Below are 13,411 nucleotides of genomic sequence, written 5' to 3'. Positions count from 1 at the left end.
TTTTTGAGGGCTTAGAGTTCAAGCTCCTCGCCAGGCTTGAGGATCACCACTTCGGCCTTCTCACCGACGAGCCTTTTGAACTCCTCTGGATCAGCCGAAATCGGCGGCCAGGTGTTGTAGTGCATCGGGACGGCCTTCTTCGGTCTGAGAAGTTCAACCGCTTTGGCCGCTTCCCTTGGCCCCATTGTAAAATGTCCTCCTATTGGAAGCAGGGCCACGTCTATTGGGCCATAGAGTTCGCTGAACAGGGCCATGTCCGAGAACACAAAGGTGTCCCCTGCGTGATATACCGTCCTTCCATCGAGCTTAACTATGAAACCGGAGGCGTTGCCTATGCCGTGTATTCCGTCGCTGCTCGAGTGCCATGCTGGAACCTGGACTATTCCGACGCCCTCTATTTCGGTTGGCCCATAGTTCATTCCTATCGTCTCAACCTGACCGTTGGCCTGCTGGTTGAGATAGTTGGCGACGTCGAACATGGCAACGATCTTCGCTCCAGTTCTTTTGGCTATCTCCACTGCGTCCCCGATGTGGTCGCCGTGGGCGTGGGTGATCAGGATTAAATCTGCATCAATCCCTTCCGGCTTAACCGCCGCCTGTGGGTTGCCGCTCAGGAACGGATCTATCAGGACTCTCTTGCTCCCCTTGATGTAAAACGCCGCGTGCCCCAAAAAGTGCACCTTCACCATCACAACCACCTCAACTTAAAATAACCGGAGCTTACTTAAAGCTTTCGCCCGGTTTTCTCGTGTCCAACTAAGCCCATTGAGGTCATATTAAAGCGCATTCACGTCCCCCTTTGCCCCGCTGTCCGTTTTGGGAAAGCTTATATACGATTCTACCAAGATTTTAACGGTGATGCTTGTGAATCTTGGTTATTTCTTCAGGCCGAAGGGCATAGCCGTTATCGGAGCATCCAATGACCCACTAAAGCTTGGCTACGAGGTCTTCAAGAACCTCAAGAAGTACAAGGCCGGAAACGTTTACCCCGTCAATGTCAAAGACGAGATCGTTCAGGGTGTTAGGGCTTACAAGAACGTGAAGGATATCTCAGACGAGGTCGACTTGGCCGTCGTTGTCGTTCCGAAGCGCTTCGTAAAGCAGACCATAATCGACTGCGGCGAGAAGGGCGTCAGGGGGATAATCCTCATAACGGCCGGCTTCGGGGAGGTTGGTGAAGAAGGCAAGAGAGAGGAGCGCGAGCTTGTGGAAATAGCCCATAAGTATGGCATGAGGCTTGTCGGTCCGAACTGCGTTGGTATAATGAACACCCTCGATGACATGAACGCCACCTTTGTCATGGACGCTAAGAAGGGTGACATAGCCTTCATAAGCCAGAGCGGTGCTCTCGGAGCTGGAATCATCTACAAGACAATCAAAGAAGGGATAGGCTTCTCGAAGTTCGTCAGCATAGGAAACATGGCCGACATCGATTTCTCCGAGTTCATGGAGTACCTGGCCGATACTGAGGAGGACAAGGCTATAGCTCTCTACGTCGAGGGTCTCAAGGACGGCAGGAAGTTCATGGAGGTTGCGAAGCGCGTCACAAAGAAGAAGCCGGTGATAGTCCTCAAGGCCGGAAAGAGCGAGAGCGGTGCGAGGGCGGCTTCGAGTCACACGGGTTCCCTTGCGGGAAGCTGGAAAATCTACGAGGCTGCTTTCAAGCAGAGCGGCGTCATAGTTGCCGACACGATAGATGACATGCTCAGCATGGCGAGGGCCTTCACCCAGCCCCTGCCCAAAGGCAAGCGCGTCGCCATAATGACAAACGCCGGCGGCCCCGGAGTTTTAACGGCGGACGCGATAGACAGGAAGGGCCTAAAGCTGGCGAACCTCAGGGAGAAAACGATTGAGGAGCTACACTCATTTCTCCCGCCGATGGCGGCAGTCAAGAATCCAGTTGACATGATCGCCTCGGCAAGGGGTGAGGACTACTACCGCACGGCAAAGGTTCTCCTTGAGGATCCGAACGTCGACATGCTCATAAGCATCTGCGTTGTCCCGACCTTTGCTGGCATGACGCCCACGGAGCACGCTGAAGGAGTCATTAGAGCGGTTAAGGAAGTCAACAACGGTAAGCCCGTCCTCGGCCTCTTCATGGCGGGCTACGTGAGTGAGAAGGCCAAGGAACTGCTTGAAGCGGACGGAATTCCAAGCTACGAGAGGCCGGAGGACGTTGCCGCTGGAGCTTATGCCCTCGTCGAGTTTGCGAAGGACAGGGGAGTTTTGAAGGAGGGAGAGTAATGGAGGTCAGAGCGGATTCTCATAAAAGAGAAGTTCCCAAAACTCCCACCAACCCCCTTACCATAGACGACCTCTATGAGAAAATGAAAGCTCTGATAGGGGAGGTTAATGAAGACCCTCACGGAATCTTGAGGGAGATGCGGAATGCTCGTGGTTGACACATCAGCATTCATCGATTCCATCATTCCAGTTAGGGGTAAAGAGGAAAGGAACAGGCTGGCGAGAGCAGCTATCTCCGCTGCTGAGGTTAGGGGAACCCCCCTGTTAATGCCTCGGCTCGGGGTAGTTGAGATCATAAGCCTTGTGAGGAGACTAACTGGTAAGGATAGGGCAGTGGATTTGATCATGGAATACATTGAGGCAAAAGTTCTTCAGGTCTCGGAAGACTGGATCTTCGAGGATGCTAAGGCGATAGCCCGGAAGATTCACCCGAGGGCCGCAGATTCCTACTTTATAGCCACTGCCAAAAAGTTCAACGCAATGCTCATATCGTCCGATAAAGATATGGTGACCCGTGCCAGGAAGATGGGTATTAGAGCGTTTTATGTTTTGGATGAAACACAACTTAACGAATACCTTAATGAGATGTCTGGAGGTGCAGTTTAGATGGCGAAAGTTACGGACATGGTTTTGTGGGACAAGCCGGGGGAGAAGGTTCTCCTGCTCGGCAACCAGGCCATAGCGAGGGGTGCTCTCGAGGCCAACATAGCGGTCTACGCCGCCTACCCGGGAACCCCAAGTTCTGAACTTACCGACACGATGGCCATTGTTGCCAAGAAGGCCGGCGTTTACATGGAGTACTCGACCAACGAGAAGGTCGCCTTTGAGACCGCCTTGGCCGCCGCCTGGAGCGGCCTCAGGGCAATGACCGCTATGAAGCACGTCGGTTTAAACGTCGCGGCGGACACATTCATGAGCGCCGTGGGAATGGGCGTGGAAGGCGGCTTCGTCATAATGGTGGCGGATGACCCGAGCATGTGGTCTTCACAGAACGAACAGGACACGCGCGTGTACGGCAAGTTCGCCAACGTCCCGGTTCTGGAGCCAAGTTCACCGCAGGAAGCTAAGGAGATGGCGAAATACGCCTTTGACCTCAGCGAGAAGTTCAAGCACTTCGTTATCCTTAGAACCACCACAAGAAGCTCCCATGCGAGGGGAGAAGTGGTTCTCGGCGAACTGCCGGAGGAGATAAAGTCCGGTAAGAGGAAGTTCGGGAAGTTTGAGAAGGACACCGAGCGGTTCGTTGACATCCCCGCCCACTCAAGGAAGTTCCACCCGCTCATCCTCGAAAAGATAGAGAAGATACGCGAGGAGTTCAACGACATGCCCTTCAACTGGATTGAAGGGGACGAGAACGCGAAGGTTGGCATAATCGCCCCCGGTTTGGCCTACGCCTACGTCAAGGAGGCCCTTCATTGGCTCGGCATCGAGAACGTCAAGGTTCTTAAGCTCGGAACCCCGTTCCCGGTTCCCTACGGCCTGCTCGAGAAGTTCCTCGATGGCCTTGAGAAGGTCCTCATAGTTGAGGAGCTTGAGCCTGTAGTGGAGGAGCAGGTCAAGACTTGGGCCTACGACAAAGGCCTGAGGATACCAATTCACGGAAAGGATCTTGTTCCGCGCGTTTACGAGATGACCACGAGGAGGGCTGTGACGGCTATAGCGAAGTTCCTCGACCTTGAGACCCCGCTGGATTACGAGGAGCTTGATGAGAAGTACAAAAAAGTACTGGGGATAGTCCCGCCGAGGCCGCCGAGCCTCTGTCCTGCGTGCCCGCACAGAAACAGCTTCTACGCCATAAGAAAGGCTACCCATGCAAGGGGGATCTACCCGAGCGACATAGGCTGTTACACCCTCGGCGTCCTCCCACCGCTCAAGACCGTCGACACGACCGTCGCGATGGGTGGTTCTATAGGCATCGCCCACGGACTTGAGATAGCGCAACATGGCGCGATAAGCGAGGAGGGGAGGAAGAAGGCTAAGAAGATAATCGTCGCGACCATTGGGGACTCGACGTTCTTCCACACGGGTCTTCCAGCCCTCGCAAACGCCATCTACAACCGTTCCAACGTGGTCATAGTCGTCCTGGACAACCTCGTTACCGCCATGACCGGCGACCAGCCCAACCCGAGCACAGGCCAGACGCCGCACGGCATGGGCAAGAGAATTCCGATAGAGGACGTTGCCAAAGCTATGGGTGCCGACTTCGTCGAGGTCGTTGACCCCTACGACATCAAGAAAACCTACGAGGTCATGAAAAAGGCCCTTGAGGTTGAGGGAGTGAGCGTCGTCGTTTCGAGGCAGGTCTGTGCCCTCTACAGGATAGGCCAGATGAGGCGCAGGGGCGAGAAGTGGCCGATCTACTATGTCGACGAGGACGCGTGCACCGGCTGTAAGATATGTATCAACGCCTACGGCTGTCCGGCCATCTACTGGGACGAGGAGAAGAAGCAGGCCAAGATCGAGCCCAGCATGTGTTGGGGCTGCGGCGGATGTGCACAGATATGTCCATTTGGTGCCTTCAAGCCCGTAGAGGGGGGAGACGAATGAAGGAGATTAAGGAGTACAACATAGTCATCACCGGTGTCGGCGGCCAGGGTGTTCTGACAGCGGCCAGCATACTCGGCTGGGCCGCCCTCCACGCAGGCTACAAGGTGAGGATGGGCGAGGTTCACGGGATGAGCCAGCGCTTTGGAAGCGTCGTTTCCTACGTCCGCTTTGGCGACGAGGTCTACGGCTCAATGGTTCCTGAGGGGAAGGGAGACGTCATACTCAGCTTCGAGCCGGTTGAGGCCCTGAGGTACATTAACTACCTCAAAAAGGGAGGGATGGTCGTCGTCAACACAAAACCCATCGTTCCGGTCCAGGTCTCGATGGGGCAGGCCCGCTATCCGGAGCTTGAGGAGATAAGGAAGATAGTCGAGGAGGACTTCAAGGCCAAGTGGATAGGCTTCAACGCAGAGGACCTTGCAATGGAAGCGGGTCACGTCATAACGACCAACACAGTCCTCATCGGTGCCCTGACCCAGATACCGGAGTTCCCACTCGATGCGGAGCACGTCAGAGAAGTGATAAGGCTCAGCGTCCCGCCCAAGGCAGTGGACATGAACATGAAGGCCTTTGACCTCGGCGTCAAGGCCGCGAAGGATGTACTGGGGCTTTGATTGCCCCCTCCTTTTGTCTCTGTTGTTCTTTTCCAAAACGCTTATTAGCACTCAATCGGAATAACTTTTTGGTGCAGCCATGGAGTGCATTGATGGAATACCGCTCGATGGTTGGAAGATATTCTCCTCTAGGGCAGGCTGTCGGGCATTTAAAGGGAAAGATAGAATCTATCTAATTGAATGGACGGACTATTATGTCGAGGGCTGGAACAACAGTCTCAAAACAGTTCTAATCAACGACAAACCCGCGAGAAGACTCAAAAATGGAATTTTTGCGGTATCCTTCGGAAATTTCGTTGGCCTTTCTGAGTTGGTTCTTCTGTTTGAAGGCGGCAAGATAACAAAAGTTCCCGTTGAGATTCTTTCTCTCAAAGTTTCGAGGATGTACCCAGAGCTTTTCTCCTCTGTTGAGGGCCATTGGATTGAAAGACTCTCACGCCTCCAGAACGCCTTTGTAGAGACATTAACTGGCGAAATCCTTCGGTATTCAAGTGCCATCCCCTTCCACTTAGAGTCTCCCACTGGATTCTCAGCCATAGAGAGCGATGAGCAGATCAACGAGCTCTTTGCCTACCATTTCCTCCACTCGAACCGTGAAAGAATCATCGAGGCCTTTGAGACCGTACTCCGCAGAATGAAGAGGAAGCTTGTCGTGAATGAGGAATGGATGAGAACGGACGAGGTGGATGAGATAACTCCAGAAGCCCTCCTCTCAATCGTCCAGCACCCGGAGTACCTGGCTCCAGCCGGGGAGGGTGTTGTGATAGCCGATTACCTGAACGACTATGCTCCGACCAAGGTCTTGGGATACAGGAAGTACGAGAGCTTCGACACCCCCGAGAACCGGTTCGTGAAGCATTTTCTTAATTTACTCTTTGAGTGGGGAGAGCGCGTGCTTGGGCATTTGGTGGCAGGAGGGAAGCAGACATCGAGAGGATACGGGAACTCCTCGGGAAGCTTGAGTTCATAGGAAGCGATGGGCTCTGGGACGACGTTGGCGAGATGACGCTCTTCCCCTACACTTCCCAGACGCTTTTGAAGGGCGACGGCTACCGCGACCTCCTTGAGCTTTACAGGGAATTCACTTCCTACCTTCCTTTCTTTGAGGAGTTGCAGAGGGCGATAGACAATAAGGACATCGCCAAGCTGTACGAGTACTGGGCGTTCTTCAGGCTCGTTGACGAACTTGGAGAGATTCTTGGAAAGAAAAAGCTCAAAATCCACGTGCTCCCCACCGGAGAGCTCTCCGAGAGGGGAGACGTTTACGCGGAGTTTGACAACGGCTGGAGGCTCTACTACAATAGGCCGCTCTCCCCAAAGAGGTGGAGCTACTCCGTGACACTCAGACCGGACTTTTCGCTCTTTAACGGGAACCCATCAAAAGGAAGCACGGAACTCATCGGGATCTTCGACGCTAAGTTTAAGCTCGACGTGGTGGATGAGCCAAAGGAGATCGAAGAATTCGACGAGGAAACTGAGATCGCCGAGGAAACGGGGAATTACGAGACCTGGGCGAAGCTGGAGGACGTTTACAAGATGCACACCTACAGGGACGCTTTGGGGTGCAGGTTCGCGGTCGTGGTTTATCCTGGGGAGAGGAGTGTGTTTTTTGATGCTAATGTGGGTTTAGTTGACAATTTTGATCTAGTAACTCTACTTTGGCACACTCTACAAGGAGTTGGATATTTGAAACTTGCTCCTGGAGGTGTTGGATGATGTCTACCCCTAAGAGACAGATAACCCGCTTGAAGGATTTTGTTAGATGTCTAGAGGGAGCGAAGAGGGAATACAAAACTAAATGGGCACTATATGAGAATGACATTATAGATCAGTTTGAACATATATCTCAACTGTTATTTAGTGAAAATCCTCCCGTTGAGGAAATTGTGGATATTATAAAAAATGCCTCCAGAGATCAGAGAAATGCTTTATTATATTCATCCAGGCTACTTCCGAAAGTTAGAAGAGCCAAAGAAGTTGAGGCTAATGTTAACTAACACGGAGTTTAGGAGTCTTTTAAGAACTGTTAAATCCATAAAGCGCCTTGATCCTGGAAGTATTGAGCACTTGAAAACAGGAATCGGGAGTATCTCTATACCAGAGATAGAAGTTGGGATTTCAATAATTAGTACATGGGCTTCAATCGTTAACCCCTATCTGTTCATTCCCGTCCATGGGAAGATCATATCAAGAGAGCTCAGGTCAAGGATAGAGGAGTATATCGGGTTTAAAGTAGCGTGGGGAGGGCCATGGAGGACATACGTGGAGAACTATCTAGAGTTCGTGCAAATCTTAAATACAATTAAGGGTGAGTTACAGATAAAAACAGCATTTGAACTTGCATTCTATTTGAGTAAACTGTCTAAGAACTCTCAGAGCTGCTTAAAAAATGAGAATAAACAAATTTACCTAGAAATAACAAAACCCCCGGAAAACCACATGAAGAGAACCATATTGGTCGTTTTCTCTGGTCTCCTGCAGATGAGGAATACTGGAATGGTCACTACGGGAAGATTGGCCTCTTGAAGGTGGGGGATGTAATTCTCCATGATGTTCATGGCAAGATTATCGGGTATTCAGTCGTAGCAGAGCCCCCTAAAGAGCTAACAAAGGAGGAAGTTATAGAACTTTTTGAAAAAATTGGGATCTGGAATGAAAAGTACAAAGAATTTGCAGAAAGTTGGTTTAAAAAGTCCCAAAATGGAAAGTTTTACATCGCCAAACTCAGGGACTTTACGAAGCTGGATGAGCCTATGGGGTATACCAAAGTTGGAGGTTTACCAGATCCATGGGAACTTCAGGGTGTATATCTGACTAAAGTGCCCCCTGGAGTCATGAAGAGGCTGGGGATAGTTCAAGAAGGCATTGATACGAAGGTCATTAAATTGGATGAGTATTTCGCCTCAAAGGGCTACCTCTACCCCTCCCATTTAGTTTCCCAGTTCTACACCGCCCTCAAGACCAAGGGCTTCGTTATCCTCTCAGGTCTTACTGGGACAGGGAAGACAAAGATCGCCCAGGAACTCGCGGAACTGCTGGATGGCTTCAAGAAGAACTTCCTCTTCCTTCCGGTTCGTCCGGACTGGCGCAATTCCAAAGCTCTACTTGGCTATTACAATCCGCTGAATGAGAAATATCACAAGACGGACCTCCTTGAGTTCATCCTGGAGGCCAAGAAGGACTACGAGCAAAACCGTGAGAAAGCGAAGCCCTACTTCGTCCTCCTCGATGAGATGAACCTGGCCCACGTCGAGTACTACTTTGCCGACTTCCTGAGCGTCCTTGAGAGCGGCAGGGACGAAAAGGGATTCACGAGAGAACCGCTTAGGCTTCACGATGTGGGCAAGGTTGAGGAAGAAAGGATTCCTAAAGAAACCCGCCTCCCGCCGAACCTCTACATCATTGGGACGTTAACATGGACGAGACTACTTATGCATTCAGCCCCAAAGTCCTTGACAGGGCCTTTGTTGTGGAGTTCCACGATGTTGACCTTGAAGGCTACCCACCAGAAACAGGCGAACCTCTCTTAGAGGCCATAGAAAGCCTCGGACAAACAGTCCTTAAAGACTTGAGAGGACCCAACGGAAAGTTCCTCGCTCGCTCAAAGGATGAGATAAACAAAGCTGTAAGAGATTTCAAGAGTGAGCATCCGGACTACTGGAGTATTATAGTAAACTTCAACAAAGCCCTTGAACCTTATGATATGCACTTCGGCTACCGTGTCGTTGATGAGATCGCGCTGTTCTTCAATAGCGCAAAGGAAAGTGAGGAGGCGGGCATCATTAAATTCGAGGGTGATGATGGGATCTTCGACCTGGCCCTCCTGATGAAAGTCCTGCACAAGTTTCATGGCAACAGGAAGAGGCTTGAAAAGTCCCTCAAGGAAGTGTTGGGACTCTGCCTTGTGGAGAACTCAGACCTTAAAGTTGGCGAGCTTAGAAGTGCTGATATCCTGAAAATGCTGGGAGACTGGGAAAACAAACAAGAGAATTTCCGCTTCAAACATACCGCCCGTAAAGTCCTCCGCATGCTTCGGCAGCTCTACGAGATAGGCTTCACGAGCTTCAGTTAATTCCCTATTTTACATCTCTCCCGCAAATCAACTTACCCCCGGTAAGCGCCTTGCCCCTGGGTAAGCTATAGCCCCCACCATTCGCCCTGGATTCTCTTGATGCCCTCCCGACGACCTTAAGTGCCTCGCATGAGGGGGCTTACTCTGATTGAAGGCGCTTTCCTCGATAGGCAGCCCCCACTAAAAGCCAGTAGACCATTTCAATGCCGACAGATGATGATCTTTGGGTTTGTATCCACGAAAACGGCAAAGTATAGAATCTAGAAGGCCAGAGGCCTTCACCACTCCTCCTCTTCCTCTATGAGGCCGTACTTCTCCAGCTCGCGGAGAAGCTTTCTTACCGCTTCCCAGGCGTCATGCTCGCTCTTGGCCCCGGAGCAGACTATCTTTCCGGAGGAGAAGAGCAGTATGACTGCCCTCGGTTCCTTGACGCGGTAGATGACGCCGGGGAACTGCTCAGGCTCGTACTCACAGTTAGGGAGGCTTAGAGCCACTGCATCGAGGTTGAACTCCATACCTATGTCACCGCTGAAAACCATATTCTGAATGTCTATCTGAGGGGCCCTTCCAAACTTTGCTCCTATCTTCTTGAGCATCTGAATGAGCTTGTTGACGGTCCTCTCAATGTCCTCGACGCTCTTCGCCCCTGTGACTACGAGCTTTCCAGAGCTGAAGACGAGGAGGGCCACTTTAGGTTCCTCAAAGCGACAGATTATTCCGGGGAATTCCTCGGGGTTGTACTTGGAGTTGGGACAGATTTCAATAACCTTCTCAAGGTTGAGTTGCGTAAAGAGGTCCACAGAAGCGACGATGTTCTCAATCCTGAGCTTGACGTTGCTCATATCTACCAAGGCTTACACCTCCGGATGGTGGGTTTAAAAACCCTTTATAAATGAACGGAAAGAGTTTTTAAAGGTTTAGGTTGGCTCGGGGGCAAATGAAAAAAAGTCAAGGGAGTCAGCGCTTCGTATCCTGCCTTACTGGATAGGGCATGTACTCCACCGTTCCCCTCTGCTTCATTGGTTGCTTGTAGAGGTTCATCAGCGCGTAGACCTCCTGCGGAACGTCGGTCTCAACGTGCAGTCCGAGTTCCTTGGCGTGTTCAACGGTAATCGGGTAGTCGTGCGTCCACCTGCCCTCGGTGAGAATCTGAGCGAGCTCTTTCGCTTTTTCCTCCCCGTAGCGATCCTTCAGCAAGCTGTACACCAAGTCCCTTACCTGCTTTATGGCCTTCTCGGCAACGTCTGCCAAGATGAGTGTCTGGTCGTCAACCTTCTCCGTTCCCTTCTTTTCAACCGCTCTAACTATACTTGGCGCCGGGTACTGGCCGAGTTGTGGGTCAACTGGTCCGAGAACCGCATGAGGGTCCATTATGATTTTGTCGGCTGCGAGGGCTATGAGAGTGCCGCCGCTCATCGCGTAGTGTGGGACTATGACCCTCGTTTCAGCAGGATGATCCTTGAGGGCCTTCGCGATTTGCGTGGCTGCTAGAACGAGGCCGCCGGGAGTGTGGAGTATGAGGTCTATTGGTTTATCCTTCGGCGCGCTCCGTATTGCTCTCAGAACCTCCTCGCTGTCCTCAACGCTTATGAACTTGTAGAACGGGATTCCAAAGAGGCCTATGCTCTCCTGTCTGTGGATCATGGTTATGACTGTGGAACCGTGTTTTTCGGAGAGGCGCTTGAGGAGTTTCAGTCTGGCTAGCTGGAGGCTCCTGAACTGCATCTGCGGCCAGAGCAAGAGGTAAAGGAAAAACAGCAGCCAGAATATGGAACTCCAAAAGCCAGCGCTACTCATGCTATCACCTCACGGACATGTTCCAGCGAGCGCTTTATCGGTGCGGGCAATATCCCACCTCCCGGAGTTTTGAGTGGTGTGGTGTCGCTGGAACTTTTTTCGTCCTTTTATTACCCCTCGGATGGAGTTTTTGTAGGTGTGGATTCTACCCATTTCTATGTCCTCCGCCTCGGATGTGTCTGTACCCTTATCCTCTCGGACTCATCCTTAATAAACCAACCGCCACTTTTAAATACTTAATGTTTTTAAAAATTTTGGTAACTAAAATCTGGGAAGATTTAAATACCCCCCACCCCAACCACAGCCAGGTGAGAGTATGGGAAACACGATCGTACTGGTGAGGACTGACGACTTTCAGAAGGCGAGCGTTGCCTTGGCTGACCTCGTTCGCTATGGGGGTATGAAAATACGCGGTGATCCGAGGATAATTTCCCCTGCCCTTTCCGACTGGACCTTCGAGAAGATAAGCGGCGAAAAACCGAGGAGGAAGTTCAGGGCACATGTCGTTGCGCAGATAGATCTCCCACCGGCTAAGGCGATAGGCAGGCTGATTGATATACACCCCCCCGCACACATCTTGGTCGTTTCACCTGACACCAAAGCCTGGGAGGAACTGATGCGCCTCTGGAAGACATTCGAGAAGCTTAAGGGCTTCCACCCACCGAAGAGGACGAAGGCCGAGGAGCTGAGGAAGAGGGAAGAAGGGTCAGGTGAATGATATCACTTCTTCCGCTTCTTGATCCTCACGTTGGCTATGTCCCCCAACGTTGGCTCGTAGTCCCTCGGAATGGCCTTCTTCTCAAGTGGTTCCGCATCGGACGTCTCGATGAGCTTTATCCCGAAGTACTTCTCCAGCTTCTTCGCCTCCTTGATGGTCGGCTCACGGTGGCCGTGAGCTATCGCCCTGAGGTCGTTCATTGAAAGCCCTATCTCTTGGGCAAGCTCCTGGTAGTTCTTCTTCGAGCGCTGTATCGCTTGATAAATCCTCTCCGCGTAGTCCTCTACGATCTCCTCAGTGTAGAGCGGCTTCTCGGTTCTCGGCTTTGGGGAGGGTCTTGGCCTCGTACTTGAATAAGTCCTTCTCCTTGGTTGTCTCCCAGTTGGCATTATGCTGAAGGTTCCGGGCTTTTTGCCCCCGTACTTTTCGTAACAGCGGTCGCAGACTAACAGCTCGGTTCCCTCGATCCTTATCCTGTGACCGGGTCCCCTTATCGGCGCCCCGCATATCTCGCAGTATTTTGGCTTGCTCTTTCCCATCTGAATCACCCTCTTTCCCGACCCATGCTCGGCGTCATGCTTTTTAAACCCCACGATGAAGCCTATATCGATGGAGGGGGTTAGGATAAAGAAGCTTGAGAAGTTCGACGATGAAACCCTTGCTAGGTTGATAGAGATCTACATGAATGCCTATGAGGGCCTTCGAGAATACGGTGGTGAGGGAGTGAACTATGCTAGGCGCTACCTCCGGTGGTGCTGGGGTAAGGCTAAAGACGGCTTTTTCGTGGCCGATGTTGATGGTGAGATAGCGGGCTTCATAGTCTGCGATAACGACTGGTACAGCAAGTACGAGGCCAGAACGGTTGGAGCCATTCACGAGTTTGCGGTGGACAAGAAGTTCCAGGGACATGGAATCGGCCATAAACTAATGGCGACATGCCTGGATTATCTGGGGCAGTACAATGACAGGATAGAGCTTTGGGTCGGCGAGAAGAACGAAAGTGCGATGCGGTTCTATGAGGACTACGGTTTTAGAGAGGTTGAGCAGAGCGGAATATGGGTGAGGATGGTCAAAGATGTCCGGGACAAAAGGTTAAAATCCCCCCTTCCTTAGTATATAGCAGGTGATAGAATGCCGTGCATACACCCCCCGGATAAGGTTGAGAATATAAACGAAGAGAGCTTCATGCGTAAGGATGGCGGTAGCCTTAAGGTGAGGATAGAGAACGAGGGCGAGACACTTGAGACCACGATGACCGGCTCTTTAAAGAGCGTCGAAGAAATTGCCGAAATGCTTGGGGTTGAGGCGGAAAACGGGAGCATCAAAGCGGTTGTTGATGGCGTGAAGGTCAGGATGGAGCGTGGAAGGCTCGAGCTTGAGTTTGAGAACGGAGAGAGGATGAAAATAGAGAAGACCTGA

At 51.7% G+C, this 13,411-nt stretch carries 18 protein-coding genes; 14 read left to right on the top strand and 4 right to left on the bottom strand.

The window, feature by feature from the left end; all coding sequences use genetic code 11:
* Positions 1–11 precede the first annotated feature (11 nt).
* Positions 12–689, bottom strand: a complete 678-nt coding sequence (locus MV421_RS02050; RefSeq protein WP_297421415.1) for a metal-dependent hydrolase — start codon at positions 687–689, stop codon at positions 12–14.
* Positions 690–858: 169 nt separating this feature from the next.
* On the opposite strand from MV421_RS02050, the gene MV421_RS02045 reads away from it, so the two are divergent.
* From MV421_RS02045 to MV421_RS10975, 11 genes are all read left to right on the top strand, one after another.
* Positions 859–2,244 (top strand): CoA-binding protein, encoded by a 1,386-nt coding sequence (locus tag MV421_RS02045; RefSeq protein WP_297503982.1) that lies wholly within the window; start codon positions 859–861, stop codon positions 2,242–2,244.
* On the top strand, positions 2,244–2,402 hold the full coding sequence (locus MV421_RS02040) for a hypothetical protein (RefSeq protein WP_297421418.1): 159 nt from the start codon (positions 2,244–2,246) through the stop codon (positions 2,400–2,402). The genes MV421_RS02045 and MV421_RS02040 overlap by 1 nt, the downstream gene beginning before the upstream one ends.
* The gene (locus MV421_RS02035; protein WP_297421420.1) at positions 2,389–2,850 is read left to right on the top strand and encodes a type II toxin-antitoxin system VapC family toxin; all 462 of its coding nucleotides are present in this window, start codon (positions 2,389–2,391) and stop codon (positions 2,848–2,850) included. Before MV421_RS02040 ends, MV421_RS02035 begins: the two co-directional genes overlap by 14 nt.
* Positions 2,851–4,791, top strand: a complete 1,941-nt coding sequence (iorA, locus tag MV421_RS02030; protein ID WP_297421422.1) for an indolepyruvate ferredoxin oxidoreductase subunit alpha — start codon at positions 2,851–2,853, stop codon at positions 4,789–4,791. It abuts the gene before it with no gap.
* A 5-nt stretch (positions 4,792–4,796) separates the two neighbouring features.
* Complete coding sequence (locus tag MV421_RS02025) at positions 4,797–5,405, top strand: indolepyruvate oxidoreductase subunit beta (protein WP_297421488.1); 609 nt, start codon at positions 4,797–4,799, stop codon at positions 5,403–5,405.
* Positions 5,406–5,484: 79 nt separating this feature from the next.
* Positions 5,485–6,375 (top strand): DUF2357 domain-containing protein, encoded by an 891-nt coding sequence (locus MV421_RS02020; RefSeq protein WP_297421424.1) that lies wholly within the window; start codon positions 5,485–5,487, stop codon positions 6,373–6,375.
* Complete coding sequence (locus MV421_RS02015) at positions 6,285–7,121, top strand: DUF2357 domain-containing protein (RefSeq protein WP_297421427.1); 837 nt, start codon at positions 6,285–6,287, stop codon at positions 7,119–7,121. The genes MV421_RS02020 and MV421_RS02015 overlap by 91 nt, the downstream gene beginning before the upstream one ends.
* Positions 7,121–7,402, top strand: coding sequence for a hypothetical protein (locus tag MV421_RS02010; RefSeq protein ID WP_297421429.1), 282 nt, complete (start codon positions 7,121–7,123; stop codon positions 7,400–7,402). Before MV421_RS02015 ends, MV421_RS02010 begins: the two co-directional genes overlap by 1 nt.
* Positions 7,383–7,931, top strand: coding sequence for a hypothetical protein (locus MV421_RS02005; protein ID WP_297421431.1), 549 nt, complete (start codon positions 7,383–7,385; stop codon positions 7,929–7,931). The genes MV421_RS02010 and MV421_RS02005 overlap by 20 nt, the downstream gene beginning before the upstream one ends.
* A gap of 359 nt (positions 7,932–8,290) precedes the next feature.
* Complete coding sequence (locus tag MV421_RS10980; protein WP_367184492.1) at positions 8,291–8,935, top strand: McrB family protein; 645 nt, start codon at positions 8,291–8,293, stop codon at positions 8,933–8,935.
* Positions 8,875–9,477, top strand: coding sequence for a hypothetical protein (locus MV421_RS10975; protein ID WP_367184491.1), 603 nt, complete (start codon positions 8,875–8,877; stop codon positions 9,475–9,477). Before MV421_RS10980 ends, MV421_RS10975 begins: the two co-directional genes overlap by 61 nt.
* A gap of 278 nt (positions 9,478–9,755) precedes the next feature.
* Here MV421_RS10975 and MV421_RS01995 read toward each other — a convergent pair whose 3' ends face one another.
* Both MV421_RS01995 and MV421_RS01990 read right to left on the bottom strand, forming a co-directional pair.
* The gene (locus MV421_RS01995; RefSeq protein ID WP_297517747.1) at positions 9,756–10,328 is read right to left on the bottom strand and encodes a TATA-box-binding protein; all 573 of its coding nucleotides are present in this window, start codon (positions 10,326–10,328) and stop codon (positions 9,756–9,758) included.
* A gap of 106 nt (positions 10,329–10,434) precedes the next feature.
* Entirely contained in the window at positions 10,435–11,274 is an 840-nt protein-coding gene (locus tag MV421_RS01990; RefSeq protein ID WP_297421435.1) for an ATP-dependent Clp protease proteolytic subunit, read from the bottom strand.
* A 316-nt stretch (positions 11,275–11,590) separates the two neighbouring features.
* Here MV421_RS01990 and MV421_RS01985 point away from each other — a divergent pair, with 316 nt between their 5' ends.
* A complete protein-coding gene (locus MV421_RS01985) occupies positions 11,591–11,992 on the top strand; it encodes a DUF356 domain-containing protein (protein ID WP_297421437.1) in 402 nt (133 codons plus the stop codon).
* A gap of 2 nt (positions 11,993–11,994) precedes the next feature.
* On the opposite strand, the gene MV421_RS01980 is transcribed toward MV421_RS01985, so the two are convergent.
* On the bottom strand, positions 11,995–12,531 hold the full coding sequence (locus MV421_RS01980) for a multiprotein bridging factor aMBF1 (protein ID WP_297421439.1): 537 nt from the start codon (positions 12,529–12,531) through the stop codon (positions 11,995–11,997).
* 70 nt (positions 12,532–12,601) lie between these two features.
* Between MV421_RS01980 and MV421_RS01975 the strand changes: the two genes are divergently transcribed.
* Together MV421_RS01975 and MV421_RS01970 are read left to right on the top strand one after the other, a co-directional pair.
* The gene (locus tag MV421_RS01975; protein ID WP_297421441.1) at positions 12,602–13,105 is read left to right on the top strand and encodes a GNAT family N-acetyltransferase; all 504 of its coding nucleotides are present in this window, start codon (positions 12,602–12,604) and stop codon (positions 13,103–13,105) included.
* 18 nt (positions 13,106–13,123) lie between these two features.
* Complete coding sequence (locus MV421_RS01970) at positions 13,124–13,411, top strand: hypothetical protein (protein ID WP_297421443.1); 288 nt, start codon at positions 13,124–13,126, stop codon at positions 13,409–13,411.

The sequence above is a fragment of the Thermococcus sp. genome (assembly GCF_027023865.1).
GTDB lineage: Archaea > Methanobacteriota_B > Thermococci > Thermococcales > Thermococcaceae > Thermococcus.
This window is presented reverse-complemented; position numbering and strand designations above follow the sequence as displayed.

Coding starts and splice junctions, on each gene's coding strand:
- MV421_RS01970 (WP_297421443.1), top strand. CDS start 13,124: ATGCCGTGCATACACCCCCCGGATAAGGTTGAGAATATAAACGAAGAG.
- MV421_RS02045 (WP_297503982.1), top strand. CDS start 859: ATGCTTGTGAATCTTGGTTATTTCTTCAGGCCGAAGGGCATAGCCGTT.
- MV421_RS02035 (WP_297421420.1), top strand. CDS start 2,389: ATGCTCGTGGTTGACACATCAGCATTCATCGATTCCATCATTCCAGTT.
- MV421_RS02040 (WP_297421418.1), top strand. CDS start 2,244: ATGGAGGTCAGAGCGGATTCTCATAAAAGAGAAGTTCCCAAAACTCCC.
- MV421_RS01975 (WP_297421441.1), top strand. CDS start 12,602: ATGGAGGGGGTTAGGATAAAGAAGCTTGAGAAGTTCGACGATGAAACC.
- MV421_RS02050 (WP_297421415.1), bottom strand. CDS start 689: ATGGTGAAGGTGCACTTTTTGGGGCACGCGGCGTTTTACATCAAGGGG.
- MV421_RS01985 (WP_297421437.1), top strand. CDS start 11,591: ATGGGAAACACGATCGTACTGGTGAGGACTGACGACTTTCAGAAGGCG.
- MV421_RS02010 (WP_297421429.1), top strand. CDS start 7,121: ATGTCTACCCCTAAGAGACAGATAACCCGCTTGAAGGATTTTGTTAGA.
- MV421_RS01990 (WP_297421435.1), bottom strand. CDS start 11,274: ATGAGTAGCGCTGGCTTTTGGAGTTCCATATTCTGGCTGCTGTTTTTC.
- iorA (WP_297421422.1), top strand. CDS start 2,851: ATGGCGAAAGTTACGGACATGGTTTTGTGGGACAAGCCGGGGGAGAAG.
- MV421_RS01980 (WP_297421439.1), bottom strand. CDS start 12,531: ATGGGAAAGAGCAAGCCAAAATACTGCGAGATATGCGGGGCGCCGATA.
- MV421_RS02020 (WP_297421424.1), top strand. CDS start 5,485: ATGGAGTGCATTGATGGAATACCGCTCGATGGTTGGAAGATATTCTCC.